This is a genomic window from Streptomyces sp. NPDC001157, assembly GCF_053598255.1.
In genome coordinates, this window is the sequence record NZ_JBSFJW010000003.1 from 416152 (window position 1) to 441921 (window position 25770).

The following is a 25770-nucleotide window of genomic DNA, read 5'->3' on the forward strand; positions in this document are numbered from 1 at the left end:
ATTCGTATATACACTTTCAGAAAAAGATATCACGCTGATCTGCCGGGCACGGCAGCAGGCAGAGCCCGCAACGACCGCCGCCATCCGTGACGCCTGCACAGCTCAGGCGGCGCCCCGCCGCTCGACCTCGACAGCGGCGAGACGCCCCAGCAGCGCCTCGGCCTCCGGGCCGGGAACGACCTCCGGCATCCAGTGCCGCATGACGGCGTGGATGTCGTGCACACCGGCCTCGTTGATGGCCCGGTCGAATTCCTCGCGCCGCTCTTCGGAGAGCGCGGCGCGGATGTCGGGGATGCTGCTGGGGACCTCGACGCCGTTGACGAAGGCCTTGAGTGGTTCGGCCATCGTCGTCCTCCTCTGGGGCGGGGGGGTTGTCGGGGTCACGGCAGTAGGCCGGGCGTACCTGGCGTACGACATCCAGTTCGCACCACACGGCTTTGCCGACGCCGAGCCCGTGGACACCCCACCGGTCGGCGATCTCGCGAACGATGAGCAGTCCGCGGCCGAACATGTCGCCGTCCCCCGCCGCGCGCACCGCGGCTTCTGTACCGCACTGCACCGGTACGCCTACCCCCCGTACGGCCGCCTCTCCCGCGCCTCCCGCAACCCCCTCCCCCACCACACCAGCTGATCCAGCATCACCTTCGCCGCCGCCTCCGGGCCGGACGGATCCTTGAGGCGGCCCTCGCCGAAGGACGCCCCCGCGTTGTGGAAGGACACCGTGTCGCGGATCGTCACCGCGTGGAGTTCCGCGAAGACCTGGCGGAGGTGTTCGACCGCGCGCAGGCCGCCCGAGACGCCGCCGTAGGAGGCGAGGGCGACGGGCTTGGCCTGCCATTCGGTGAAGTGCCAGTCGATGAGGTTCTTGAGGCCGGCCGGGAAGGAGTGGTTGTACTCGGGGGTGAGGACGACGAAGGCGTCCGCGGCCGCGAGTTTCGGGGTGACCGAGGAGCGCGCCGCCATCGCCTCGGCGGTCGGGGCGAAGGTCGTGGGCAGGTCCGCTTCGGCCACGTCGACGACCTCGGGGAGCAGGTCGTCGCGGTCGCGCATACGGTCCAGGAGCCAGTCGGCCACGACAGGGCCGAAGCGGCCGTGCCGGTTGCTGCCGACGACGAGGGTCACGGCGAGCGGGGCTTCGGTATCGAGGGGTGCATCTGTGATCTGCATGCGGCCCAGCCTCGTACCTCAATCTTTCTTGAGGTCAAGAACAACCTTCCTTCCGGTCACGGTGGCTGCCGCGATCACCGGGGTCACCCGTTCACACGCGCACCCCTGCGCCCATCGGGTGCTGTTCCGTGCAGCCTCCGCCATACGCCGGTGACCTGCTGAAAGTCCGCCCGAGGGACCACGCCGCACCCGGATCTGACACCCATTCACCGCATTTCTGACAGACCTTCAGGAAGCGGGCTCGCGCAGCTGGCACTTACCTCGGAAGGGCAGGGACACCGAAGAGAGCTCGGAGGAGCATAGATGCGACGTACCGCCCGTCTGCTGACCGGTACCGCCCTCGCCGTCGCAGCCGCGGGCTTCGTGGCCGCGCCCGCGTACGCCGACGACGACGGTGGCGGCGGAGGTCTGGAGGTGTTCCCGTCCCAGGCCGTGCCGGGCACCCAGGTCACGGTGAACACCGCGGAGTGCGGCACGGAGGGTGCGGCGACGGGCGACGCCGGAGCGGTGGGGGCCGGTGTCTTCACCCTGGCGCCGAGTGCGCACGACGGCGAGGCGGTCGGGCAGTTCCGCGTGCCGCCCAGCGCGCAGCCGGGGACGTACGAGATCGTCGCGAAGTGCGCCGAGGGCGACCGGCAGGTCACGGGCGACCTGGTGGTGACCCTGACCGCGGGCCACGCGCAGGAGCCCCACGGCAGTGTGAAGACGGGGGTCGGCGGCGCCCTGGGCCCCGATCCCGTGCAGACCGCGGCCGGCGTGGCGGCTCTCGCCGTCGCCGCCGCGGGCGGTACCTGGCTCCTGCATCGCCGGGCGAGAGGCGACGGGATCTGACGGACACCCTCCGCTGTCCGTCCACCGGTACCGCATGTCCCTCCCCCTCCGGGTCCGATGCCCCTCGCGGCTCGGAGGGGGCCGGGTACGACCGCTCGAGTCAGGTAGGAGGCTCGCGTGCGCAGAGTCAGCAACGGCGCGATAGGGACCGTCACCGTGGTCGCCCTGTGCTCCGGCGCGTGGCTGCTCGGTGGGGGCGCGGGGACGCACGCCCCGCCGCAGCCGTCCGCCGCGCAGGCGGCCCGCACCGGCCAGGGCGGCCAGCCGCGCGGTGCGCCCGCGCTGCCGCCGTCCCCGCCCGACCGCATCCGCATCCCGTCGATCCATGTCGACGCCCCCCTCATGGGCCTCGCGCTCACCCGGTCCGGCAGCCTCGACGTGCCGCCCGCCGCGAAGCGCAACCTCGCGGGCTGGTACGAGGCCGGCACCACCCCCGGGGAGAGGGGCACCGCCGTCGTCGCGGGCCATGTCGACAACGCCGACGGCCCCGCCGTCTTCTACGACCTCGGCGCCCTGAAGAAGGGCAGCCGCATCGAGGTGGACCGGCGGGACGGCAGCACGGCGCTCTTCTCGGTGGACGCGGTCGAGGTGTACGACGCCGCGCACTTCCCCGACGAGAAGGTGTACGGCCCCGCGGACCGCCCCGAGCTGCGGGTGATCACCTGCGGCGGGGGGTATTCGCGGTCGACCGGCTACGAGGGGAACGTGGTGGTGTTCGCGCACCTCACCGCGAGCCGCTGAGCACCGCCTCCGCGATGGTCCGCGCACGGTCCAGCCACTCCGGGCGCGTGATGCCCACCTCGACGCCGGACCATCACCGATCGACCGGCCACGCGAACGTCGTCCGCGCACACCTCACCGCGAGCCGCTGAGCACCGCCTCCGCGATGGTCCGCGCGCACTCCAGCGACTCCGTGTGCGTGGTGTCCACCTCGACGTCGTACTCCACATCCCGGTGGACCAGCTCCGCCTGCTGCTCGGCCATCCCCCGCGCCCGGTCTCCCCGCGCGATCTCCCGGCCCGCGGCCACCGCGGCCTCGCAGCGCACCCCGACCCACAGAACGTCCAGACCGGACAGGGCCTTCCGCCAGCCCTCCTGGGACTCCCCGCCGCCGAGGAACACGTCGTCGACGATGACCGGAGCGCCCGCGCGGACGGTCGCCGCGACGCCCTCCCGCCAGGCGTCCTGCAGCATCCGGAACTCCGGTCCCACGTTCACCGCACCGTCCGGCGAGACGAGCGCGGCCTGCATGGACGCGGGCGTCGACTCGACGAACGTGTCGATCGCGAAGGCCAGCCACGGCTCGGGCAGGACCGCCTGCAGACATCGCACGATCCCCGACTTGCCGGAGCTGGAGCCGCCGTTGAGCACGATCACCTGGGTCGCCATCAGGTCACCGTAGAGGAACGAGCGGAACGCTCCCCACCCGTTTTCGGGCTGCCCGTGACCAGGGCGTCGTAGACGATGGTGCCTGCACGGAACCCGGCGGGCGGCAGTGCCGAGGCCGTCGGCACCCCCACCTCACATCACGCCCCCGACCTGCACTCCGAACCCTCACACCCTCGGCGAGGCTCAGCTGAGGGCAGCGTTCCTCGCGGGAAACAGATGTGATGCTGCCGGGTAACACCGGCATCGCACGCTCCTGGACATGACCTCGAATACGCGTGTGGTGGTGATCGGCGCCGGGCTCGCGGGCGTCCGGCTCGCCCGGCGGCTCGGTGAGCTCGGCACACCCGTGACGGTGATCGGCGAGGAGGAGCACCGCCCGTACAACAGGGTGCTTCTCGCCGAGGTGCTGGCGGGACGGTACAGCCCCGAGGTGATCGCGCTGCCGGCGCCCGCGGAGCTGACCCGCGCCCGGGTCACCGGCATCGACCGCGACGAGCGGACCGTCGAGTGCGCGGACGGCTCGAAGATCGCATACGACACGCTGGTCCTGGCCACCGGCTCCAACCCGGTGCTCCCGCCCCTGCGCGGACTGTTCACCCCCGACCACGTGCTGCCCGAGGGCGTGCACGCGTTCCGGACCATGGACGACTGCCTGGGACTTTCGAAGGCCGTACGGCCGGGGGTGAAGGCGGTCGTCATCGGCGGTGGGCTCCTCGGGGTCTCCGCGGCCCGCGCGCTCGCCCGGCGCGGCGCCCAGGTCGTCCTCGCCCAGCAGGGCGAGCGGCTCATGGAGCGCCAGCTCGACCCGAGCGCCTCGAAGCTCGTGCAGCGGCACCTGAAGGACCTCGGCGTCGAGATCCACACCGAGTGCCGGGTGCGCGACGTGCGCTGCGTGGGCGGCGCGGTCCGCTCGGTCGAGATGCACGACGGGTACGCCCTCGACGCGGACCTGGTGGTGCTCGCCTGCGGGGTGCACCCCCGCGTGGGCCTCGCGCAGATCGCCGGCCTCGACGTGCGCAAGGGGATCGTCGTCGACGACGAGCTGCGCACCTCCGACCCGCACATCCGGGCCATCGGCGACTGCTCCCAGCACGACGGCGAGGTGTACGGGCTGGCCACCCCGGCGCTCGAACAGGCGGAAGTCCTCGCCGAGTTGCTGTCCGGCCGCACGAGCGCCCGCTACACCGGCACCCGTGCGCTGACCCGGCTCACGCTCGCCGGGCACGACGCTCCCCTGGGAAGTTTCGACCTCGCCGCGTTCGGCGAGACGGAGGCCCGGCCCGGCGACGACGTCGTCCAGCTGGCCGACGCCACCCGTGGCACCTACCGCAAGGTCGTCGTCCGCGACGACCGCCTGGTCGGCGGGGTCCTCGTCGGCGAACTCGGCACCGTCGGCGCACTCGCCCGCGCCTGGGAGGGGGCAGAGCCGCTCCCCGCCGACGGTGCCCCTCTGCTCCACCTGCTCACCAACGATGGAGGCTCCTGATGTCCGCCACCCCGGGGGCTACCCCCACGATCGTGCTCGTCGGCCATGGCATGGTCGGCCAGCGCTTCCTCGAAGCGCTCGCCGCGCGCGGCCTGACCGCCACGCACCGCGTGGTCGTGCTGTGCGAGGAGCCGCGTCCGGCGTACGACCGAGTGGCGCTCACCTCGTACTTCTCGGGCAGGACGCCCGATGAGCTCTCCATGACCGACATGGAGTTCATCAACGACCACGGCATCGAGCTGTACGTCGGCGACCCGGCCGAGACGGTCGACCGCGAGGCGAAGACGGTCACGGCGAAGTCCGGCAAGATCTTCGCGTACGACACCCTCGTCCTGGCCACCGGCTCGTACCCCTTCGTACCGCCGGTCCCGGGCAAGGACGCCGAGGGCTGTTTCGTCTACCGCACGATCGAGGACCTGCTCGCGATCGAGGAGTACGCGAGGACGAAGGCGACGACCGGTGCGGTGGTCGGCGGCGGTCTGCTCGGCCTTGAGGCGGCCGGTGCGCTGAAGGGGCTCGGACTCACCTCCCACATCGTGGAGTTCGCGCCGCGGCTGATGCCGGTGCAGGTGGACGAGGGCGGCGGCGCCGCGCTCCTGCGCACCATCGAGGAGATGGGCCTGACCGTCCACACGGGCGTCGGCACCCAGGAGATCGTCGTCGGCGAGGACGGTGCCGTCACCGGCATGAAGCTCTCCGACGGCTCCGAACTCGCCACCGACCTGGTGGTGTTCAGCGCCGGTGTCCGCCCCCGCGACCAGTTGGCCCGCGCCTCGGGCCTGACGGTCGGCGAGCGCGGCGGCATCACCGTCGACGAGCAGTGCCGTACCGTCTCCGACCCGCATGTCTTCGCGATCGGCGAGTGCGCGCTGGCCTGCGACGGCCGGGTGTACGGCCTGGTCGCCCCGGGCTACGAGCAGGCCGAGACGGCCGCCGCGACGATCGCCGAGGACGAGACCGAGCAGTTGACGTTCACCGGCGCCGACCTCTCCACCAAGCTGAAGCTGCTCGGCGTGGACGTGGCCTCCTTCGGCGACGCGCACGGCACCACCGAGGACTGCCTGGACGTCGTCTACTCCGACTCCCGCGCGGGCCTGTACAAGAAGCTGGTCATCGGCCGCGACGGCACGCTGCTCGGCGGCATCCTGGTCGGCGACGCGGAGGCGTACGGCACGTTGAAGGCCTTCACCGGTTCGGTGCCGCCGGTCACGCCCGAGTCGCTGGTGCTGCCCGCCGGCGCCGGCGAGTCGGCGCAGCTCGGCCCGACCGCGCTGCCGGACGACGCGATCATCTGCTCCTGCAACAACGTCCGCAAGGGGACCATCCGCGGCGCCGTCACCGAGCACAACTGCACCACTGTGCCCGAGGTCAAGAAGTGCACCAAGGCCGGTACGACGTGCGGCAGTTGCGTCAAGGTGCTGGGCCAGCTGGTCACGGCCGAGCTGGAGGCGTCCGGCGTCGAGGTCGACAAGGGCCTGTGCGGCTGCTTCTCGCAGACCCGCGAGGAGCTCTACGAGATCGTCCTCGCCCTGCGCATCAACACCTACCAGGACCTGCTGGACCGCTACGGCCGCGACGGCGCCAAGGGCGGCGACGGCTGCGAGATCTGCAAGCCGGCCGTCGCCTCGATCATCGCCTCCCTCGCCCCGACGATCGGCGCGAGCGGCTACGTCCTGGACGGCGAGCAGGCGGCCCTGCAGGACAGCAACGACCACTTCCTCGCCAACCTGCAGAAGAACGGCTCGTACTCGGTCGTCCCGCGCATCCCCGGCGGTGAGATCACCCCCGAGGGCCTGATCGTGATCGGTGAGATCGCCCGTGACTTCGGCCTCTACACGAAGATCACCGGTGGCCAGCGGATCGACATGTTCGGCGCGCGGGTCGAGCAACTCCCGCTGATCTGGGCCCGGTTGGTGGACGCGGGCTTCGAGTCCGGGCACGCCTACGGAAAGGCGCTGCGCACCGTCAAGTCCTGTGTGGGCCAGACCTGGTGCCGCTACGGCGTCCAGGACTCCGTCCGCATGGCGATCGACCTGGAGCTGCGCTACCGGGGGCTCCGCTCCCCCCACAAGCTCAAGTCGGCGGTCTCCGGCTGCGCCCGCGAGTGCGCCGAGGCCCAGTCGAAGGACTTCGGCGTGATCGCCACCGCGGGCGGCTGGAACCTCTACGTCGGCGGCAACGGCGGCGCCACCCCGCGCCACGCGGACCTCCTCGCGCAGGACCTGACCGATGCCGAACTGATCCGCCTGATCGACCGGTTCCTGATGTTCTACATCCGCACCGCCGACCGTCTGGAGCGCACCTCGACCTGGCTGGAGCGCCTCCCCGGCGGCCTGGACCACGTACGCGACGTGGTGGTGGAGGACTCCCTCGGCATCTGCGAGGAGCTGGAGTCCCTGATGGCGGACCACGTGGCGAACTACGCCGACGAGTGGGCGACCACCATCAACGACCCGGACAAGCTCGCCCGGTTCGTGTCCTTCGTGAACGCCCCCGACACCCCGGACCCGGTCGTGGGCTTCGTCCCGGAGCGCGACCAGATCAAGCCCGACCTGCCGCTGCTGTCCATCGGCATGCGCCCCTCTGAAGACCTCCTGGAAGGAAGCGCCCAGCGATGACCCTGGCACCCGAGACCACCGACCTGAAGGTCGAACTGCGGCTGGGGAACGACTGGTTCGCGGTCTGTGAACTGAACCAGCTGGTCCCCGGCCGCGGAGTGGCCGCGCTGCTGCCCGACGGCCGCCAGGTCGCCCTGTTCCGGGACCGCAACGGCGAGCTGTACGCCATCGACAACCGCGACCCCTTCGGCGGCGCGGCGGTTCTCTCCCGTGGCCTGACGGGCACTCACCAGGGCCGCCCGTTCGTCGCCTCGCCCCTGCTGAAGCAGCGGTTCGACCTGCTGTCGGGGCAGTGCCTGGACGACGAGTCGGTGCGGATCGCGACGTACGAGGTGCGGGCCGCGTAAGCTCCCGCCTCGGGTTTTCTTGACCGTTCGTTCTCGTTGGATCTAGGCTGCACCACATGGCCAGGACCAAGGAGTTCGATCCGGACGCCGTGCTGCAGGCAGCCGTGGAGCTGTTCTGGCAGCGCGGCTACGAGGCGACGTCGATGGCCGACCTGGTGGACCATCTCGGCATCGGGCGCGCCAGCATCTACGCCACCTTCGGCAGCAAACACGAGCTGTACCTGAAAGCGCTGGAGCGCTACGACCGGGCGGGGCTCCCGCCGATCGTGCGGGAGCTGTCCCAGCCGGGGCCGGCCCTGCCCGCCGTACGGGCGCTCGTCCGGCGCTACGCCACCGAGGCGGCCGACGAGCAACTGCGCCTGAACGGCTGCCTGGTGACCAACACGGCGAGCGAACTCGCCCCGCACGACCCGGCGGCCGCCCGGCGCGTCGAACGCAACTGGGACCATCTCGAAACCGTGCTGCACTCGGCCCTGGTCCGCGCGCAGGCCCAGGGCGAGCTGCCCGCCGGCCGCGATCCGCTGACCCTCGCCCGCATGCTGCTCGTACTGCTGCAGGGCCTGCGGGTGGTCGGCAAGGCGTCCGCCGATCCGGCCAGGGTCCGGGACGCGGCGGAGCAGGCACTGGCCCTGCTCGACTGAGACTCCGGGAACGCCCTTCCCTCCGAGGGGCGTTTTCTACGCCTCCATACTGAACCGATCGGTCAAGAAAAGGGGAGATCATGACCAGCACTGCTCACACCACCGGCGGACGCTTCGTGGACCGGACCGCGCTTGTCACCGGCGCGGGCTCCGGCATCGGACGGGCGATCGCGCTCGCGTTCGCGGCGGAGGGCGCCCGGGTCGTCGTGGCGGGACGCCGGAGGGAACCGCTCGACGAGACGGTCCGGCTGATCGAGGACCAGGGCGGCAAGGCGCTGGCGGTCACCGCCGACGTGTCGGCCGCCGCCGACAACCAGGCGCTGGTGGAGGCGGCCGTCGAAGCCTTCGGCTCGCTCGACGTGGCGGTCAACAACGCGGGCGTGTTCCGGGGCGGCCCGCTCGCCGACCTGCCGGAGGCCGACTGGCACACCCAGCTCGACATCAACGTCACCGGTGTCTTCCTCGCCCTCCGGGCCCAGATCCGCCAGATGCGCACCCAGCCGTCCGGCGGCGCGATCGTGAACGTCGCCTCCACCTTCGGTGCGCACGCCCGCATCCCCGGGGCCACCGCGTACGCCGCCTCCAAGGCCGCCGTCACCGCCCTCAGCAAGGGCGCCGCCCTCGACCACATCCGCGACGGCGTCCGCATCAACGTGGTCAGCCCCGGCGCCACCGACACCCCGATGTCCCTGCGCCCCGGCGAGACGGAGGCGGACCGGGCCGTCCGGGCCGACGCCACCCTGCCCCTCGGCCGCATCTCGGCCACGAGGGAGATCGCCGCAGCGGTCCTGTACCTGGCCTCGGACGACGCGGCGTCGGTGGTCGGCACGGACCTCGTGGTCGACAGCGGAGCCACAGCCTGACCGGCAGATCACGCAAACAGCCCGCCCGCACGACAGAGGCGGACCACGTCGAACACGTGCGGGCCACCCTGCGCCTCAGCCACCTCCCGACGACGGCAGAGGCGGGCACGGACCTGGTGGTGGACAGCGGCGCGACGGCCTGAGCGGTGGGGTCACTGGATCGGCTCGTCCGGAGGCGGGAGTTGGACGGTGAGTTCCCTGTCGACGGCATCCACGCCGTCGACCGCTTCCAGGGCGGGGATCCCGTCCTCCGCGACGGTGCCGGAGAGCGTGCCGAGGATCGGCTGCTCGCCCGTGACCGTGAGCCCGGCCCGCCGCAGGGCCTCGACGACCTCCGCGAACCGGTCGGGGTCGACCGCGAGGACGACCCCGACCGGAGCGGAGCGGGACGACTCGGTCACGGGGCCTGGAGGAGGCCCGCGCCGACGTCCTTGCTCGACTGCATCAGCGGGTAGGCACCGGCCCGCAGCGCGTCCCACAGCTCCTTCGCGGAGGCGTTGGGGTTCGCCTGGGCGAGCAGTGCCAGGACGCCCGCGACGTGCGGGGTGGCCATGCTGGTGCCGCTCATCTCCTGCTGCCCGCCGCCGGGCTTGGCGGAGATCACCTGCCAGCCGGGGGCGGCGATGTCGACCTCGCCGCCCTGCCCGTTGATGGCGGCGTTGGAGAAGAACGTCGTCCTGATGGCCTTGTCCAGCGCGCCCACCGCGAGGATGGAGGGACAGTTGGCGGGCCGGCCCACGGGCCTGACGTCCGTCGGCCGGTGGCTCTCGTTGCCCGCGGCGGCGACGATCACCGTCCCGCGCTCCATCGCGCGCTGGGCCAGCCTCTCGTACGTCTGCGGGAAGAGCTCACCCGGCTGGACCGCCGCGCCCAGCGACATGGAGATCACCTTCGCGCCGTGGGCCACGGCCCAGGCCATCCCCGCCAGGATCTGGCCGTCGCTGCCGGTGCCCTGGTTGTTGAGCACCTTCCCCGCGAGGATCCGGGCCTCACAGGCCACGCCGTAGCGGGGTCCCTGCTGGGGGTGGGCCGGGCCGGCGGCGGTGCCGATGCAGTGCGTGCCGTGGCCGTGGCCGTCCTTGACGGGCTCGCCGGGGACGAACGAGGCCGTCGCCTCGATACGGCCGGCGAAGTCCGGATGGTCGGTGTCCACGCCGGTGTCCAGCACGGCGATCTTCACGTCGCGTCCGGTCAGCTGGGACAAGTGGGCCCGGATCGCCTGCAGGCCCCAGGTGCAGCTCTGCTCGTCCCAGGCCGGGCCCTGGGCGGCGGCCATCTCGGCCCTGGAGTGGCGGCCGACCACGTCCTCGTCACTGCGGTAGGCCGGGTAGAACTCGGTCGGCGCCTGCGTCGGGGCGGTGACCGGGAAGGCGTACACCTTGCGCTCCGGCTCCGCCGCGATGATCGAGGACTCCCGCTCCGCCGTGGTCACCAGCGCATGACGCTGCTCGGGCCGTACCTCGACCACGGCCGCGCCGAGTTCCTCGAAGTGCACCGAGACGTCAGGGCGCTCCAGGAGTTCGGCGACGTTCTCGACGTCGGTTCCGCGGACACGTTCGACGGACGCGATGTCTGCGGAGGAACGCAGCGCGTTCAACCCGCTCTCCTGGTTGCTCTGGTCGAGCAACACCACGTACCGGCCGGTGTACTCCGCTCCCTGTCCTTCGAATCGGGGGTGGGGCCGGTCGGGGTGCTCGCCGAAGGCGCGCCTGTCCATGGGTCCGTTCGCCATTGAATTTCCCGCTTTCTGTGCGCTGTTCCCCCCGTTCGTGGACACGCGTCGGGACACGGAGAGTCAGCGCCTGACAAAGGGGGCGCGGATCGGTCGTGTGGATCGACGTGTACTGCCGTGACCTGCAAGGATTCCCTTCGCCAGGCCGTCGGCATCGCCCCCTGGACAACCGTCGCATCGAGCACGGAGGCCCGCAACACGAAAGCTCGCAGGTGTGCCGGTCACACCTTCAACGCGTCGTACTCCACCCCGGTGAGCCGCTCGGATGCGGCCCAAAGCTGCTCCCCCGCCGCGTCGTTGAGCGTCCACGGCGCCCGCCAGGACGGGGCGGGCGCGCCGCGCCACATCATGAACGACGGTCCGGTGAAGGAGTCCGGCCGGACATTCGGCGCCGTGGCCGCGTACAGGACGGGCAGCGCGCCGGCCTCGGCGGACTGCGCGACGACCCGGTTGCCGAGCTCCACCACCCGCCCGGCCAGCCTGCGCCCCTCGATGCGGGGCGCGGCCCCCTGCAGGTTGGTGGCCGCGTACCCGGGATGGGCCGCGGCCGCCAGCACGTCCGCGCCGTGTGCCGCGAGCCTGCGTGCGAGTTCGTGGACGAAGAGCAGATTGGCGGTCTTGGACCGGGCGTACGCGATCCAACGCCGGTACCGGCGCTCGCTGTTGAGGTCGTCGATGTCGATGTTGGCCACCGCGTGCATCCCGCTGGAGACGCTCACGACGCGGGCGCCGGGAGTGGCGAGCAGTGTGGGCATCAGCAGCCCGGTGAGCGCGAAGTGCCCGAGGTGGTTGACCCCGAACTGCGTCTCGAACCCGTCGGCCGTGGTCCCGTAGGGCAGCGCCATCACCCCGGCGTTGTCGACCAGCAGGTCGAGGTAGTCGTAGCGGTACGACTCCGCGAACTCCCGTACGGAGCCCAGGTCCCCGAGATCGAGCCGCGCGAACTCCGCTATCGCTCCCGGAACTTCGGCCACGATCCGGTCCGCCGCCGCGTTTCCCCGCACCTCGCTCCGGCACGCGAGCACCACCCGCGCCCCTCTGCGCGCCAGTTCCCGCGCGACGACGTACCCGAGTCCGCTGTTGGCCCCGGTGACGACGGCGATGCGCCCGCTCTGGTCGGGGACGGCCTTCTCGTTCCAGCCGGACATGGGTGGGCTCCCTTCGCGTGCGGTGCTTCCCAGCGTAGGAGAGGGCTCCGGGCATGTCGTCCGAGGGGGTTCGGCAGCCATCCGGTACAACTTTTTCCGCTGGGCACTCATCCAACAGAACAGCCACATTCACCCATTCGCCCGACGGAGGCGGATATGCCATGTTTGTTCACTCTCAGCGACGTCCCCGACCCGGTATAGCCGCCCTCCTGTCCGCCGGCCTCCTCGGGCTCGCGGGCGCAGGAGCGGCATGGAGCGCGACGGCGGCAGCGGGGACGGCGGCGCACGGACCGCGTACCTGCGCCGTGAGCGACCTCTACCTCTCCATGGGGCGCAAGGAGGGCGCGGCGGGCTCGGTGTACTGGCCGATCCGGTTCACCAACACCAGTACGACGAGCTGCACCCTGCGCGGTTATCCGGGCGTCAGCGCCCTGGACCCGGCGCACCGGCAGATCGGCCCGGCGGCCACGCACAGCGGCCGGCCCTACGCCACTGTCGTACTCGCCCCCGCCCACTCCGCCTCCGCGGTCATCCGCACGACCAACGGCCCCATCGGCGGGCCCTGCCTGCGCACCGGCACCTATCTGCGGGTCTATCCCCCGGCCTCGTTCGACGCGGTCCTGGTCCCGGCTCCCTGGACGATCTGCTCCCACCTCTTCCAGGTCGGGCCGGTGAACACGCAGAACGCCCTCTGAGCAGCCCGAAGGGGCGGCACCTCCGCACAAGGTGCCGCCCCTCCTTTGGTGATCCGGAGCCGCCGCCCATCGGTAGTGAGGGTCGGGGACGGGCGGCGGCTCCGGGGCTTTTGCGGCCGTAGGGCCTACCGGTGGTCGCTGCCCGCGGACTGCGTGGCCGCGCGCCCCGCCTCCAGGCGGGCCACCGGGATCCGGAACGGCGAGCAGGAGACGTAGTCGAGACCCACCTCGTGGAAGAAGTGGACCGACTCCGGGTCACCGCCGTGCTCGCCGCAGACGCCGAGCTTCAGGTCGGGACGGGTCTCGCGGCCCGCCTTCACCGCGGCCGCGACCAGCGAGCCCACGCCGTCCTTGTCGATCGTCTCGAAGGGCGACACCCCGAAGATGCCCTTCTCCAGGTAGGCCGTGAAGAACGAGGCCTCCACGTCGTCCCGGGAGAAGCCCCACACCGTCTGGGTGAGGTCGTTGGTGCCGAAGGAGAAGAACTCCGCCGCCTCCGCGATCTGACCGGCCGTGAGGGCCGCACGCGGGAGCTCGATCATCGTGCCGATGGCCAGCTTGAGCTGCGTGCCCGTCGCCGCCTCGACCTCCGCGATGACCTGGTCGGCCTCCTCGCGGACGATCTCCAGCTCCTGGACCGTGCCGACGAGCGGGATCATGATCTCCGCCCGCGGGTCGCCCTTGGCGTTCTTCCGCTCGGCCGCGGCCTCGGCGATCGCCCGTACCTGCATGGTGAACAGACCGGGGATGACCAGGCCGAGGCGTACGCCGCGCAGGCCCAGCATCGGGTTCTGCTCGTGCAGGCGGTGGACCGCCTGCAGCAGCCGCAGCTCGTTCTCGTGCGGGTCCTTGCGGGACTCGGCGAGGGCGACGCGGACCGAGAGCTCGGTGATGTCCGGCAGGAACTCGTGCAGCGGCGGGTCGAGGAGGCGGACCGTCACCGGCAGGCCGTCCATCGCCGAGAACAGCTCGACGAAGTCCTGCTTCTGCAGCGGCAGCAGCTCCTTCAGGGACTCCTCGCGCTCGGCGTCCGTGTCGGCCAGGATCAGCTTCTCCACCAGCTCACGGCGGTCGCCGAGGAACATGTGCTCCGTACGGCACAGGCCGATGCCCTGGGCGCCGAAGCGACGGGCGCGGTTCGCGTCCTCGGCGTTGTCCGCGTTGGCGCGTACCCGCAGGCGGCGCTTGCGGTCGGCGAACGCCATGATCCGGTGCACGGCCTCGACGAGCTCGTCGGCGTCGTTGGCTCCGGCGTGCATCCGGCCCTCGAAGTACTCGACGACCGGGGAGGGCACGACCGGGACCTCGCCCAGGTAGACCTTGCCGCTGGAGCCGTCGATGGAGATGAGGTCGCCCTCCTCCACGACATGCCCGCCGGGCACGGTCATCCGGCGCCGCTTGGTGTCGACCTCCAGCTCCTCGGCGCCGCAGACACAGGTCTTGCCCATGCCGCGCGCGACGACGGCCGCGTGGGAGGTCTTGCCGCCGCGCGAGGTCAGGATCCCCTCGGCGGCGATCATGCCGTCGAGGTCGTCGGGGTTGGTCTCCCGGCGGACCAGGATGACCTTCTCGCCGGAGCGCGACCACTTCACCGCGGTGTACGAGTCGAAGACGGCCTTGCCGACCGCCGCACCCGGAGAGGCCGCGATGCCCCGGCCGACCTGCTCGACCTTGGCCTCCTCGTCGAACTTGGGGAACATCAGCTGCGCGAGCTGGGCGCCGTTGACGCGCTGCAGGGCCTCGGTCTCGTCGATCAGCCCCTGGTCCACGAGCTGTGTGGCGATACGGAAGGCCGCGCCCGCCGTGCGCTTGCCGACGCGGGTCTGCAGCATCCACAGCTGGCCGCGCTCGATGGTGAACTCGATGTCGCAGAGATCCTTGTAGTGGTTCTCCAGGGTCTCCATGATCTGCATCAGCTGGTCGTACGACTTCTTGTCGATCTGCTCCAGCTCCGCGAGCGGGACGGTGTTGCGGATGCCCGCGACCACGTCCTCGCCCTGCGCGTTCTGCAGGTAGTCGCCGTAGACGCCCTGGTGGCCGGAGGCGGGGTCGCGGGTGAAGGCGACGCCCGTGCCGGAGTCGGGGCCGAGGTTGCCGAAGACCATGGAACAGACGTTGACGGCCGTGCCGAGGTCGTGCGGGATGCGCTCCTGGCGGCGGTAGAGCTTGGCGCGGTCGCCGTTCCAGGAGTCGAAGACCGCCTTGATGGCGAGGTCCATCTGCTCGCGCGGGTCCTGCGGGAAGTCCCGGCCGGCCTCGGTCTTGACGATCTTCTTGAACTTGGTGACCAGCTTCTTGAGGTCGGCCGCCTCCAGCTCGGTGTCGACGGTGACCTTCTTGGCCGTCTTCGCCGCCTCCAGCGCGTCCTCGAAGAGGTCGCCCTCGACGCCGAGGACCGTCTTGCCGAACATCTGGATGAGGCGCCGGTAGGAGTCCCAGGCGAACCGCTCGTCGCCGGCCTGCTCGGCGAGGCCCTTCACGGACTGGTCGGAGAGCCCGATGTTGAGGACCGTGTCCATCATTCCGGGCATCGAGAACTTGGCGCCGGAACGGACCGAGACGAGCAGGGGGTTGTCGGCCTGGCCGAGCTTCTTGCCCATACGGGCCTCAAGGGCGTCGAGGTGCGCACTCACCTCGTCACGCAGTGCCGCCGGCTCCTCGCCGCTGTCGAGGTAGACCTTGCAGGCTTCTGTCGTGATGGTGAAGCCAGGAGGAACGGGGAGTCCCAGGTTGGTCATCTCGGCGAGGTTCGCGCCCTTGCCACCCAGGAGGTCCTTGAGGTCCTTGTTTCCCTCGGTGAAGTCGTAAACGAACTTCGCTACGTGGGGTTCTTTGTTTTCCGACACGGTCTCGACTCCCTCGAGGACGCGGTGGCTGCCCTGACGGCGAGGAACATACCCAGATCAAAGGCGTCTGGGTACGTCTACTCGCGTGTCATGCGCCCGTAACCAGTCGTCCGCCAGCGGATCGAAAGTCAAAGCTTGGCAAGCGGTGACGGGTAGATGTTTTCACTTCTTGAACGCATGACCGCCCATGAGCGGGGGATTCCGCTCAGATGAGCGGACATCCTGCACGTCTGATTTCGATCGATGAACGATCAAGGGGTGGCACCGAGTGCCACCCCTTGGAGAAGTGCAGTCGCTCAAGATCCGCTCATCTGAGCGCAGCCCTTATCAAGGGTGGCAAGAATCACGCTCCCACAGAGGGCCGGATTTCACCATGCGGACGTGTTCTGGGACGGAAACCGGGACAGAACGCGGACGTCACATGCCCATCGCCAGCAGCCGTTCCTCCACCCGCTCCGGCGCGTACAGGTACTCCACGACCAGCGCACCGGCTCCCACCAGCCCGGCCCGCTCGCCGAGCCGCGAGGTGACGACGTCCAGGTGGGCCGTGGAGCGGGGCAGCGCCCGCTGGTACAGCAGCTCCCGTACGCCGGTGAGGAATGCAGTTCCGGCCAGATCTCCCGCGATCATCAAAACCCCGGGGTTGAGCAGCGTGACGACGGTGGCGAGCACGTCCCCGACCTGCCGCCCCGCCTCCCGCGCGAGCCCGACCGCCTCCGGATGCCCGGCCGCCAGCAGATCCCGCACATCCGATCCGGACGCGGCCGGGACGCCGGCCTCCGCGAGCCGCCGCGCCACGGCGCCACCACTCGCGACGGCGGCCAGACAGCCGTACGACCCGCACCGGCACAGCGCCTCCGCGCCCACCCGGATGTGCCCGATGTCGCCGGCGCCCCCGTCGATGCCGCGGTAGATCGAGCCGTCGACCACGACCCCGGCGCCGATGCCGGTCGACACCTTGACCAGCACGAACGCCGAGCAGTCGGGGTATCCCGTGCGCTGCTCGCCGTACGCCATCAGGTTCGCGTCGTTGTCCACCAGCACCGGCACGGGGCCGGCGCCGGTGTGCTCGCCGAAGGATCTGGCGAGGCGGCCTCTTATGTCGTAGCCGTCCCAGCCGGGCATCATCGGCGGCTGCACGACCCGCCCGGTCTCGCGGTCGACGGGCCCCGGCACCGCGAGTCCGATGCCGCAGACCGGCTCCGCCCGCCGCCCGGCCTTCTCCAGCAACTCGGCGAACCAGCGGCCGAGTTCACCGAGTACGGCATCCGGTCCGTCCTCGATGACGAGCGTGCCGGAGTGCTCGGCGAGGATCTCGCCGGTCAGGGTGAGGACGGCGGCGCGGGCGTGGCGGGTGTCGAGGTCGGCGGCGAGGACCACCGCGTGCTCGTCGTCGAACTCCAGGGTGATGGAGGGGCGGCCGCCGAGGGGCGAGTCGACCGGGCCGCCGGCGCCCTCGCGCAGCCAGCCCGCACGGAAGAGCCGGTCGAGGCGCTGGCCGACGGTGGCACGGGACAGTCCGGTGGCCTGCTGGAGCGCGCCGCGCGTGGTCGCACGCCCGCTTCGCACCAGTTCGAGCAGATCTCCGGCGCTGGCCTGGCTCCGTCCGGTCATGCGCACCCCCTTGTGTTTCTCAAGCTTGCATTACATCCTGGGTTTTGCGTGTTAAATAGACGTAACTCTACGGTAGCTACGACCGAACCGGTCGACCGCATGTCTTTCGGGGAGCCCCGAGTGGATCGCACTGCCCAACTCGCCAGCCGTGCCGCACAGCACCCCATTGCATACGATCCACCCCCCTTGCCGGGTTCGCTGCACGTCAGGGCCGCCCGGGTACTGGAGGACAACTGGACGGGAGCGTCCACGGTCCCCTCGCGCAGCCTGTACCCCCACCAGTGGTCGTGGGACTCGGCCTTCATCGCGATCGGCCTGAGACACCTGTCGCCGTTACGGGCCCAGACGGAGCTGGAGACGCTGCTCGCCGCCCAGTGGGAGGACGGGCGCATCCCGCACATCGTCTTCAACCCCTCCGTACCGCTCGACGCGTACTTCCCGAGCCCCGACTTCTGGCGCTCCTCGACCGCGGGGCGCGCCGCGGGCGCCCCGCGCACCGTACAGACCTCCGGCATCGTGCAGCCACCGGTGCACGCGCTGGCGGCCTGGCTGGTGCACTGCGCCGACCCGGGGCTGTCCCGTGCGCGCGGCTTCCTCACCCGGATGTACCCCCGGCTGGCAGCCTGGCACCGCTATCTGCTGCACCGCCGGGACCTGGGCGGCGGCGGCCTGGCGTCCGTCGTGCACCCCTGGGAGCAGGGCATGGACAACAGCCCCTGCTGGGACGCCCCCCTGGCCCGCATCACCCCCGCCCCGCCCCGCTCCTTCCGCCGCGCCGACCTCGACCACGGGGCCGCCGAGGACCGGCCGACGGATCTGGACTACGGGCGGTACGTGCGGCTGGCGACGGACTACCGCGATCGCGGTTACGCCGACGGGGGCGCCGAGTTCGCGGTCGAGGACCCGTCCTTCAACGCCCTGCTGATCGCCTCCGAGCACGCCCTGGCCCGGATCGCGCACGAGCTGGGCGCGCCGGGCACGGCCCGCCACGCGCGCGCGGAGCGGCTGACGAGCGCGCTGCTCGAAAGACTCTGGGACCCGGCGGAGGGGATGTTCTTCTGCCGGGACGTGCGCGGCGGGCAGCTCATCCGGGAGCGGAGCGTCTCGGGTCTCGTCCCGCTCCTGCTGCCCACGCTCCCGCGCGAGACGGCCGCCGCCCTCGTCCGCACGGCAGGCGGCCCGCACTTCGGCCTCGGCGGCGCGACCCGTCTGGTCCCCTCCTACGACCTCCTCGGCGAGGCCTTCGACCCGCACCGCTACTGGCGGGGTCCGGCCTGGTTCAACACGAGCTGGCTGCTGGAGCGCGGGCTGCGCACGCACGGCGAGCAGTCGCGCGCCGACGCGCTGCGGGAGGCCGTCCTGGACATCGCCGGCACCTCCGGGTTCGCCGAGTACGTGGACCCGTTCACCGGCGAGGCGTGCGGCGCGAGGGGGTTCGGTTGGACCGCCGCGCTCGCGCTGGACCTGCTCCATGAGCGCCCCGGACGCGGCGTGTCCCGCACGGGCATCGGCACGTTCGACAGAAGTGACGTCGGCAGCAGCGACAAGGAAGTCAGGGGAGGCGACCGGGCATGACGGACCGGCATCATCTGCTCGTCCACGGCGGGACGTTCGCGGCCGTCGGCGACGGCGGGGACATCAGCGGCGTGCGGGGGGCGGGCTCCCCCGACGGGTTATTCGTACGCGACGCCCGGCATCTGAGCCGCTGGCAGCTGACGGTCGACGGCGCGGTGCCCGAGTCGCTCACACCGGTGACGGACGGCGACACGGCGCGCTGTGTCCTCGTCCCGCGCGGCGGCCGCCAGGAGCCGCCCGCGTACACGATCTTCCGTGAACAGGCCGTCGGCGACAGCGCGTTCGTCGAGTCCCTGCGGGTGACCAGCAACCGCCCGGTGCCGACCACGATCCGCCTCGCGGTCACCGCGGACGCCGACTTCACCGACCAGTTCGAGCTGCGCTCCGACCACCGCACCTATACCAAGATCGGCGCCACCCGCTCCCGCCAGGTCCTCGACGACGGAGTGGAGTTCAGCTACCGGCGCGGCGAATGGCGTTCCTGTACGACGGTGACGGCCGAGCCCGCCCCGGACGGTGTCGAGGAGACGGGAACGGGCGCCCGGCGCCTCGTCTGGACGCTGGAACTTCAGCCGCACGGCACCGCGGAACTGGCGCTGAGGGTGGCCGCCCGTCCGCACGGAGCGGCGCAGAACCCCCGTATCCCCGACTCGCCCGCCGCCGCCAACGCCCAACTCCTCGCGCTGGAGGGCGAGTTCGCCGAAGGCGTGCCCTTCCCGACCGGCTGGCCCGAGCTGGCGGCGGCCTGCGCACGCGGTCTCGCTGACCTGGCCTCGCTCCAGGTCACCGCGACCGGCCCGGACGGCGAGGAGCTGCGCGTACCGGCCGCCGGTGCGCCCTGGTTCCTGACCCTGCTGGGCCGCGACGCCCTGCTCACCTCCCTCTTCGCCCTCCCCTACCGCCCGCAGCTCGCCGCCGCCACGCTGCCCGCCCTCGCCGCCACCCAGGCGACCGAGACCAGCGTGGACTCGGTGTCCCAGCCCGGCAAGATCGTGCACGAGGTGCGGCACGGGGAGCTGGCGCACTTCGGACAGGTGCCGTTCGGGCGCTACTACGGGTCGGTTGATGCGACGCCGCTGTTCCTGGTGCTGCTGGGTGCGTACGTCGAGCAGACCGGGGACCTGGCACTCGCCCGCCGGCTGGAGCCCCACGCGCGTGCGGCGATCGGCTGGATGCTGGACCACGGCGGGCTCACCTCCCGCGGCTACCTCGTCTACCGCGCCGACCAGGGCGGCCTCGCCAACCAGAACTGGAAGGACTCCCCCGGCGCGATCTGCTCCGCCGACGGGACCCGGGCGAGCGGGGCCGTGATGGCGGCCGGCGCCCAGGGGTACGCGTACGACGCGCTGCGCCGCACGGCGTGGGTCGCGCGCACGGTCTGGGAGGACGAGGTGTACGCGGCACTTCTTGAGCAGGCGGCCGGTGATCTGCGGGACCGTTTCCAGCGGGACTTCTGGATGCCGGACCGGTCCTTCCCGGCGCTGGCTCTGGACGGCGAGGGCAACCAGGTGGACGCACTGGCCTCGGACGCCGGGCATCTGCTGTGGTCGGGGCTGCTGGACAAGGAGTACGGCGAGCTGGTGGGCCGGCGGCTGCTGGAGCCGGACTTCTTCTCGGGGTGGGGTGTACGGACGCTGGCCGCGGGCCAGGCGGCGTATCACCCGCTGTCGTACCACCGGGGTTCGGTGTGGCCGCACGACAACGCGCTGATCGCGTTGGGGCTGGCGCGGTACGGGCTGCATGACGAAGCCCGTACGGTGGCCCACGCCCTGGTCGACGCGGCGACGGCCGCGGGGCATCGACTTCCGGAAGTCATTGCCGGGTATGGGCGGGACACCCATGCGGAGCCGGTGCCGTATCCGCACGCGTGTGTGCGGGAGTCTCGGTCTGCGGCGGCCCCATTGGCGCTGCTCACTGCCGTGGGGGGCGCGTAGGAGCTCGGCCGGTCCGGTCGTGTGGCGGGTGCGGGTCCGTTGTGGCTTGTCGCGCCCACGCGGCGGAGCCGCAGATCGACACCGCCCCGCGCCCCTAAAGACGTGCAGTTGCCCGCGCTCCTGAAAGCCCGGCAGCTGGCGGCGCCCCTTGAAAGGCGTCAGTCGCGCCGTTGACCAGGCGTTTGCCCGGTGTTTGCCTCGTCCCCCTGAACAGGGGGACGAGGCAGCCCGTACGGAATGGCGGCGGGCCAAGCGGGTCCTGAAGTGGACCGCGTAGCCTCCCCAGCGTGGCCCGCCGCCTTTCCACGGGTCTCGCACGGAAGGACCTTCGGGTGCCTGTCTTCACGCGCGTTCGTCAGCAGCCGGATACGGCCGACACCATCACGGAGGACACGGCACCCAAGGCCGGTCTGCGCGCCCGCCTCGCCGGGTGGCGCGACCGGCACCCCAGGGCCGTCCGCAACACCCGGTGGACGGTCACCGTCCTCGCCGCCCTCCTCGTCCTCGGTGCGCTGCTGCTGCCGAACCGACTGACCACGCTGGAGGCCGGCCGGTGGGTCACGCGGATACCCGTGGAGGCCATCATCGGGGCGGCCGTCGCGCTGGCGTTGCCGCGGCGGCCCAGGCTGGTGGTGGCGGCGCTGTCGGGGGCGGCGCTCGGGGCGATGGTGGTCCTGAACCTGCTGGACATGGGGTTCGTGGAGTACCTGGGGCGGCCCTTCAACGTCGTACTGGACTGGGAGCTGCTGCCCGACGCGCAGTCGTACATCGCGGACTCGATGGGCAAGGCGGTGGAGGTCGGGGCGACCATCGGGGTCTTCGTGCTCATCTTCGTGGTCCTCGGCGTGATGGCGCTGGCGATGGTGCGGCTCAGCAACCTGCTCGCGCTGCACAAACAGATCGCGACCCGGGGGACCCTGGCCGCCGCCGTCGTCTGGGTCACCTGCTCAGCCCTGGGGCTGCAGATCGCCGGGGTTCCGCTAGCGTCCGACCGTACGGCCGGGGCCGTCGCCGTCCAGGCGGTCCGGGTGCGGGACACGCTGCGGGACGAGGCGGAGTTCCAGAAGGTCGCCAAGGTCGACGCGTTCGGCAACACGCCGCCCGGTCAGCTGGTGCCGGACCTGCGCGGCAAGGACATGATCTTCACCTTCATCGAGAGCTACGGCCGCAGCGCGATCGAGGACCCGGTCGAGGCGCCCGGGGTCGACAAGACGCTCGACGCACGCACCGAGGCCCTCGCGAAGGCGGGCTTCCACGCCAAGAGCGGCTGGCTGACGTCGGCGACGTACGGCGGCAGCAGCTGGCTCGGTCACTCCACCACCATGTCGGGCCTGTGGATCAGCAACCAGCAGCGCTACCGCACGCTCATGGCGAGCGACCACATGAGCCTCACCGAGGCGTTCAAGAAGACGGGCGACTGGGACACGGTCGGCATCATGCCCGGGGTGCAGAAGAGCTGGCCGGAGTCGAAGTTCTACGGCCTGGACAAGTACCGCAACGCCTTCCAGATGGGCTACAAGGGCCCGAAGTTCAGTTGGTCGACGATGCCGGACCAGTACGCACTCCAGCAGTTCCAGAACCTGGAGCACAGCAAGAAGCGCAGCAAGCCGCTGATGTCGCTGGTCATCCTGACGTCCAGCCACCAGCCGTGGGCGCCGATCCCCAAGATGGTCCCCTGGGACGACCTCGGTGACGGGTCGGTCTTCAAGGCCATCCAGAAGGCCGGCAACAAGCCGTCGGACATCATCGCCAGCTCGCCCAGGTCCCAGGCGGAGTACGGCAAGTCCGTCCAGTACTCGGTGACGGCCCTCACCCAGTGGCTGGAGCGCTACGGCAACGACAACACCGTCCTCGTGTTCCTCGGCGACCACCAGCCCATCGCCCGCGTCAGCGGCAACCACGCCAGCCGTGACGTGCCGATCTCGATCGTCGCCAAGGACCCCAAGGTCCTCGACAAGATCGACGGCTGGGGATGGACGGACGGTCTGCGGCCCGCGCACAACGCCCCGGTGTGGAAGATGAGCGCCTTCCGCGACAAGTTCCTGACGGCGTACGGCTCGACCCCGAACCCGAAGAAGGGCTGAGGAGGCGGGCGGCTCAGCCGCCGGAGGTGTCCAGCTCCGCGTCCTCGCCGATCCCCGCGCAGTCGTACGGGTCCTTCAGCCAGCCGTCCGGCAGGACCACCCGGTTGTTGCCGGACGTGCGGCCGCGGGGGCCGTCGGCGCCGGTGGGCCAGGGCTGGTCGAGGTCCAACTCGTCGAGCCCGGCCCGGAGTTCGGCCAGGGAGGACGTGATCGCGAGGCGCTTACGCATCTCACTGCCGACCGCGAAGCCCTTCAGATACCAGGCGACGTGCTTGCGGAAGTCGACGACACCCTTGGACTCGTCGCCGATCCACTCGCCGAGCAGGGTGGCATGGCGGACCATGATGTCGGCGACCTCGCGGAGCGCGGGGCGCGCGATGTCCTCCGTACGGCCCTCGAAGGCGGCCACCAGGTCCGCGAACAGCCACGGCCGCCCCAGGCAGCCGCGGCCCACGACCACCCCGTCGCACCCGGTCTCCCGCACCATCCGCAGCGCGTCCTGGGCCGACCAGATGTCACCGTTGCCCAGCACCGGAATCTCCGGCACATGCTCCTTGAGCCGCGCGATCGCGTCCCAGTCCGCCGTGCCGCCGTAGTGCTGGGCGGCGGTGCGGCCGTGCAGGGCGATGGCCGTCACGCCCTCCTCGACGGCGATACGGCCGGCGTCGAGGTAGGTGATGTGGTCGTCGTCGATGCCCTTGCGCATCTTCATGGTGACCGGGAGGTCGCCCGCGCCGGAGACCGCCTCGCGCAGGATGGCGCGCAGCAGGTTGCGCTTGTAGGGCAGGGCCGAGCCGCCGCCCTTGCGCGTCACCTTCGGGACCGGGCAGCCGAAGTTCAGGTCGATGTGGTCGGCGAGGTCCTCCTCCGCGATCATGCGGACGGCCTTGCCGACGGTGGCCGGGTCCACGCCGTACAGCTGGATGGAGCGCGGCTTCTCCGTCGCGTCGAACTGGATCAGCTGCATGGTCTTCTCGTTGCGCTCGACCAGCGCCCGGGTCGTGATCATCTCGCTCACGAACAGGCCCTTGCCACCGCTGAACTCTCTGCACAGGGTGCGGAAGGGTGCGTTGGTGATCCCGGCCATCGGGGCCAGGACGACGGGCGGCGCGACGGTGTGCGGGCCGATCTGCAAGGGGGACACGGGCGTGGGCATTGGCCCATTGTCGCGCATCGGCAGGGACCAGGTAGCAGCCGCCAGAGTGATCATGTAGCGGCCATTAGTTAGCAGCACTATTAGTTAGACACACTATCGATGCGAGCGTAGAGTGAAACGCATGCCCGAGCTCAGCCACCGCCGACGCTTCCTGGTCCTGGCGATCTGCTGTATGAGCCTGCTGATCGTGAGCCTCGACGTCACCGCCCTGAACGTCGCCCTGCCGTCGATGCAGCGGGAGCTGCACGCGAGCACCGCCGGACTGCAGTGGACCATCGACGCGTACACGCTGGTCCTGGCCTCACTGCTGATGCTCGCCGGCTCCACGGCCGACCGCATCGGCCGCAAGCGCGTCTTCATGGCGGGCCTGATCATCTTCGCTGCGGGCTCGCTGCTGTGCTCCCTCGCCCCGAACCTCGACTCGCTCATCGCCTTCCGCATGATCCAGGCGGTCGGCGGTTCGATGCTCAACCCGGTCGCCATGTCGATCATCACCAACACCTTCACGGACCCGGCCGAGCGCGCCCGTGCGATCGGCGTCTGGGGAGGCGTCGTCGGCATCTCCATGGCCGCGGGGCCACTGGCCGGCGGGCTGCTGGTGGAGTCGGTCGGCTGGCGCTCGATCTTCTGGGTCAACCTGCCGGTGGGGCTCGCGGCCCTGCTGCTCACGCTCCGCTTCGTGCCCGAGTCCCGCGCGCCCAAGGCCCGCCGCCCCGACCCGGTCGGCCAGCTCCTGGTGATCGCCCTCTTCGGCTCCCTGACATACGCGATCATCGAGGCCCCGAACTCGGGCGCGGCCTACGTGCTGCCCTTCGTCGGGGTCGCGCTGGCCGCACTGGCGGGGCTGCTGTGGTACGAGCCCCGTCGCACCGAACCGCTGATCGACCTGCGGTTCTTCCGGTCGGTTCCGTTCAGCGGGGCGACGGTGATCGCGATCAGCGCGTTCGCCGCGCTCGGCGGGTTCCTCTTCCTGTCGACGCTGTATCTGCAGAACGTGCGGGGGTACGACGCGCTGCACGCGGGGCTGTGGATGCTGCCGATGGCGGTGCCGACGTTCCTGTGCGCACCCCTGTCCGGGCGGCTGGTGGGGAGCAGGGGGCCGCGGCTGTCGCTTCTCGTCGCCGGGGCGGCGATGACGGCGAGCGGGGTGCTGTTCGCCGGGTTCGAGGCCGAGACGTCGAACGTGACGCTGTTCGTCGGCTACCTGCTGTTCGGTATCGGGTTCGGGTTCGTGAACGCGCCGATCACCAATACCGCGGTGTCCGGGATGCCTCGCGCCCAGGCGGGGGTTGCCGCCGCCGTCGCGTCCACCAGTCGGCAGCTCGGGCAGACGCTCGGGGTCGCTGTGGTGGGGGCGGTGCTGGCCTCGGGGGTCGGCTCGTCGTCGTACAAGGACGTGTTCGTCTCGGCCTCCGTGCCGGGGTGGTGGGTTCTCACGGGGTGTGGGGCTGCGGTGCTTGGGCTTGGGGCGCTGAGCAGTGGGCGGTGGGCTCGGCGCAGTGCTGAGCGGACAGCTGCGGAGCTTTCGTCTGCGGAGGTGCGCCAACCCGCAGGGGTTCGTACGTAGTTCGGCGAGTGCGGGCTTGTGGGGGCTTGTCGCGCCCACGCGGCGGAGCCGCACATCGACACAGCCCCGCGCCCCTG

At 71.1% G+C, this 25770-nt stretch carries 21 protein-coding genes; 12 read left to right on the forward strand and 9 right to left on the reverse strand.

The window, feature by feature from the left end:
* Positions 1-102: 102 nt before the first annotated feature.
* Both ACWDAG_RS08000 and ACWDAG_RS08005 read right to left on the reverse strand, forming a co-directional pair.
* Positions 103-345: a hypothetical protein gene (locus ACWDAG_RS08000; protein WP_450694738.1), complete on the reverse strand. Its 243-nt coding sequence runs from the start codon at positions 343-345 to the stop codon at positions 103-105.
* Between the two features lie 222 nt (positions 346-567).
* Positions 568-1167, reverse strand: coding sequence for an NADPH-dependent FMN reductase (locus tag ACWDAG_RS08005; protein WP_450694739.1), 600 nt, complete (start codon positions 1165-1167; stop codon positions 568-570).
* Between the two features lie 303 nt (positions 1168-1470).
* Here ACWDAG_RS08005 and ACWDAG_RS08010 point away from each other — a divergent pair, with 303 nt between their 5' ends.
* Positions 1471-1998 (forward strand): hypothetical protein, encoded by a 528-nt coding sequence (locus ACWDAG_RS08010; RefSeq protein ID WP_450694740.1) that lies wholly within the window; start codon positions 1471-1473, stop codon positions 1996-1998.
* Between the two features lie 117 nt (positions 1999-2115).
* Positions 2116-2739 (forward strand): class F sortase, encoded by a 624-nt coding sequence (locus ACWDAG_RS08015; RefSeq protein WP_450694741.1) that lies wholly within the window; start codon positions 2116-2118, stop codon positions 2737-2739.
* A gap of 114 nt (positions 2740-2853) precedes the next feature.
* Here the strand turns inward: ACWDAG_RS08015 and cpt are convergent, their stop codons facing one another.
* Positions 2854-3387 (reverse strand): chloramphenicol phosphotransferase CPT, encoded by a 534-nt coding sequence (gene cpt, locus ACWDAG_RS08020; RefSeq protein WP_450694742.1) that lies wholly within the window; start codon positions 3385-3387, stop codon positions 2854-2856.
* A gap of 259 nt (positions 3388-3646) precedes the next feature.
* Between cpt and ACWDAG_RS08025 the strand changes: the two genes are divergently transcribed.
* The 5 genes from ACWDAG_RS08025 (at position 3647) to ACWDAG_RS08045 (ending at position 9342) form a co-directional block, all read left to right on the forward strand.
* Complete coding sequence (locus ACWDAG_RS08025) at positions 3647-4873, forward strand: NAD(P)/FAD-dependent oxidoreductase (protein WP_450694743.1); 1227 nt, start codon at positions 3647-3649, stop codon at positions 4871-4873.
* The gene (gene nirB, locus ACWDAG_RS08030; protein ID WP_450694744.1) at positions 4873-7491 is read left to right on the forward strand and encodes a nitrite reductase large subunit NirB; all 2619 of its coding nucleotides are present in this window, start codon (positions 4873-4875) and stop codon (positions 7489-7491) included. The genes ACWDAG_RS08025 and nirB overlap by 1 nt, the downstream gene beginning before the upstream one ends.
* Positions 7488-7838: a nitrite reductase small subunit NirD gene (gene nirD, locus ACWDAG_RS08035; protein ID WP_450694745.1), complete on the forward strand. Its 351-nt coding sequence runs from the start codon at positions 7488-7490 to the stop codon at positions 7836-7838. Before nirB ends, nirD begins: the two co-directional genes overlap by 4 nt.
* A 56-nt stretch (positions 7839-7894) precedes the next feature.
* Entirely contained in the window at positions 7895-8479 is a 585-nt protein-coding gene (locus tag ACWDAG_RS08040; RefSeq protein ID WP_450694746.1) for a TetR/AcrR family transcriptional regulator, read from the forward strand.
* Between the two features lie 80 nt (positions 8480-8559).
* Positions 8560-9342, forward strand: a complete 783-nt coding sequence (locus tag ACWDAG_RS08045) for an SDR family NAD(P)-dependent oxidoreductase (RefSeq protein ID WP_450694747.1) — start codon at positions 8560-8562, stop codon at positions 9340-9342.
* Positions 9343-9494: 152 nt separating this feature from the next.
* Here the strand turns inward: ACWDAG_RS08045 and ACWDAG_RS08050 are convergent, their stop codons facing one another.
* From ACWDAG_RS08050 to ACWDAG_RS08060, 3 genes are all read right to left on the reverse strand, one after another.
* A complete protein-coding gene (locus tag ACWDAG_RS08050; protein ID WP_450694748.1) occupies positions 9495-9743 on the reverse strand; it encodes a hypothetical protein in 249 nt (82 codons plus the stop codon).
* A complete protein-coding gene (locus ACWDAG_RS08055; RefSeq protein ID WP_450694749.1) occupies positions 9740-11074 on the reverse strand; it encodes a S8 family peptidase in 1335 nt (444 codons plus the stop codon). The genes ACWDAG_RS08050 and ACWDAG_RS08055 overlap by 4 nt, the downstream gene beginning before the upstream one ends.
* A gap of 221 nt (positions 11075-11295) precedes the next feature.
* Positions 11296-12222 (reverse strand): oxidoreductase, encoded by a 927-nt coding sequence (locus ACWDAG_RS08060; protein WP_450694750.1) that lies wholly within the window; start codon positions 12220-12222, stop codon positions 11296-11298.
* A gap of 161 nt (positions 12223-12383) precedes the next feature.
* Between ACWDAG_RS08060 and ACWDAG_RS08065 the strand changes: the two genes are divergently transcribed.
* Positions 12384-12917 carry a DUF4232 domain-containing protein gene (locus tag ACWDAG_RS08065; protein ID WP_450694751.1) on the forward strand — a complete coding sequence of 178 codons (534 nt, stop codon included), beginning with the start codon at positions 12384-12386 and terminating at the stop codon, positions 12915-12917.
* Between the two features lie 125 nt (positions 12918-13042).
* Here the strand turns inward: ACWDAG_RS08065 and ppdK are convergent, their stop codons facing one another.
* Positions 13043-15763, reverse strand: a complete 2721-nt coding sequence (gene ppdK, locus ACWDAG_RS08070) for a pyruvate, phosphate dikinase (protein WP_450694752.1) — start codon at positions 15761-15763, stop codon at positions 13043-13045.
* A gap of 417 nt (positions 15764-16180) precedes the next feature.
* Positions 16181-17377: an ROK family protein gene (locus ACWDAG_RS08075; RefSeq protein ID WP_450694753.1), complete on the reverse strand. Its 1197-nt coding sequence runs from the start codon at positions 17375-17377 to the stop codon at positions 16181-16183.
* A 120-nt stretch (positions 17378-17497) separates the two neighbouring features.
* Here ACWDAG_RS08075 and ACWDAG_RS08080 point away from each other — a divergent pair, with 120 nt between their 5' ends.
* The 3 genes from ACWDAG_RS08080 to ACWDAG_RS08090 all read left to right on the forward strand — a co-directional run bounded on the left by ACWDAG_RS08080 (position 17498) and on the right by ACWDAG_RS08090 (position 22970).
* On the forward strand, positions 17498-18952 hold the full coding sequence (locus tag ACWDAG_RS08080) for an MGH1-like glycoside hydrolase domain-containing protein (protein ID WP_450694754.1): 1455 nt from the start codon (positions 17498-17500) through the stop codon (positions 18950-18952).
* Positions 18949-20886, forward strand: coding sequence for an amylo-alpha-1,6-glucosidase (locus ACWDAG_RS08085; protein ID WP_450694755.1), 1938 nt, complete (start codon positions 18949-18951; stop codon positions 20884-20886). Before ACWDAG_RS08080 ends, ACWDAG_RS08085 begins: the two co-directional genes overlap by 4 nt.
* A 332-nt stretch (positions 20887-21218) precedes the next feature.
* Positions 21219-22970 carry a CDP-alcohol phosphatidyltransferase gene (locus ACWDAG_RS08090; protein ID WP_450694756.1) on the forward strand — a complete coding sequence of 584 codons (1752 nt, stop codon included), beginning with the start codon at positions 21219-21221 and terminating at the stop codon, positions 22968-22970.
* 13 nt (positions 22971-22983) lie between these two features.
* Here the strand turns inward: ACWDAG_RS08090 and dusB are convergent, their stop codons facing one another.
* The gene (dusB, locus tag ACWDAG_RS08095; protein ID WP_450694757.1) at positions 22984-24126 is read right to left on the reverse strand and encodes a tRNA dihydrouridine synthase DusB; all 1143 of its coding nucleotides are present in this window, start codon (positions 24124-24126) and stop codon (positions 22984-22986) included.
* A gap of 121 nt (positions 24127-24247) precedes the next feature.
* Between dusB and ACWDAG_RS08100 the strand changes: the two genes are divergently transcribed.
* Entirely contained in the window at positions 24248-25693 is a 1446-nt protein-coding gene (locus tag ACWDAG_RS08100; RefSeq protein ID WP_450694758.1) for an MFS transporter, read from the forward strand.
* Positions 25694-25770 lie beyond the last annotated feature (77 nt).

Bases quoted from the DNA above. Each gene is read 5' to 3' on its own strand.
- ACWDAG_RS08000 (WP_450694738.1), bottom strand. From the start codon at position 345: ATGGCCGAACCACTCAAGGCCTTCGTCAACGGCGTCGAGGTCCCCAGC.
- ACWDAG_RS08005 (WP_450694739.1), bottom strand. From the start codon at position 1,167: ATGCAGATCACAGATGCACCCCTCGATACCGAAGCCCCGCTCGCCGTG.
- ACWDAG_RS08010 (WP_450694740.1), top strand. From the start codon at position 1,471: ATGCGACGTACCGCCCGTCTGCTGACCGGTACCGCCCTCGCCGTCGCA.
- cpt (WP_450694742.1), bottom strand. From the start codon at position 3,387: ATGGCGACCCAGGTGATCGTGCTCAACGGCGGCTCCAGCTCCGGCAAG.
- ACWDAG_RS08025 (WP_450694743.1), top strand. From the start codon at position 3,647: ATGACCTCGAATACGCGTGTGGTGGTGATCGGCGCCGGGCTCGCGGGC.
- nirB (WP_450694744.1), top strand. From the start codon at position 4,873: ATGTCCGCCACCCCGGGGGCTACCCCCACGATCGTGCTCGTCGGCCAT.
- nirD (WP_450694745.1), top strand. From the start codon at position 7,488: ATGACCCTGGCACCCGAGACCACCGACCTGAAGGTCGAACTGCGGCTG.
- ACWDAG_RS08040 (WP_450694746.1), top strand. From the start codon at position 7,895: ATGGCCAGGACCAAGGAGTTCGATCCGGACGCCGTGCTGCAGGCAGCC.
- ACWDAG_RS08045 (WP_450694747.1), top strand. From the start codon at position 8,560: ATGACCAGCACTGCTCACACCACCGGCGGACGCTTCGTGGACCGGACC.
- ACWDAG_RS08055 (WP_450694749.1), bottom strand. From the start codon at position 11,074: ATGGCGAACGGACCCATGGACAGGCGCGCCTTCGGCGAGCACCCCGAC.
- ACWDAG_RS08060 (WP_450694750.1), bottom strand. From the start codon at position 12,222: ATGTCCGGCTGGAACGAGAAGGCCGTCCCCGACCAGAGCGGGCGCATC.
- ACWDAG_RS08065 (WP_450694751.1), top strand. From the start codon at position 12,384: ATGTTTGTTCACTCTCAGCGACGTCCCCGACCCGGTATAGCCGCCCTC.
- ACWDAG_RS08075 (WP_450694753.1), bottom strand. From the start codon at position 17,377: ATGACCGGACGGAGCCAGGCCAGCGCCGGAGATCTGCTCGAACTGGTG.
- ACWDAG_RS08085 (WP_450694755.1), top strand. From the start codon at position 18,949: ATGACGGACCGGCATCATCTGCTCGTCCACGGCGGGACGTTCGCGGCC.
- dusB (WP_450694757.1), bottom strand. From the start codon at position 24,126: ATGCCCACGCCCGTGTCCCCCTTGCAGATCGGCCCGCACACCGTCGCG.
- ACWDAG_RS08100 (WP_450694758.1), top strand. From the start codon at position 24,248: ATGCCCGAGCTCAGCCACCGCCGACGCTTCCTGGTCCTGGCGATCTGC.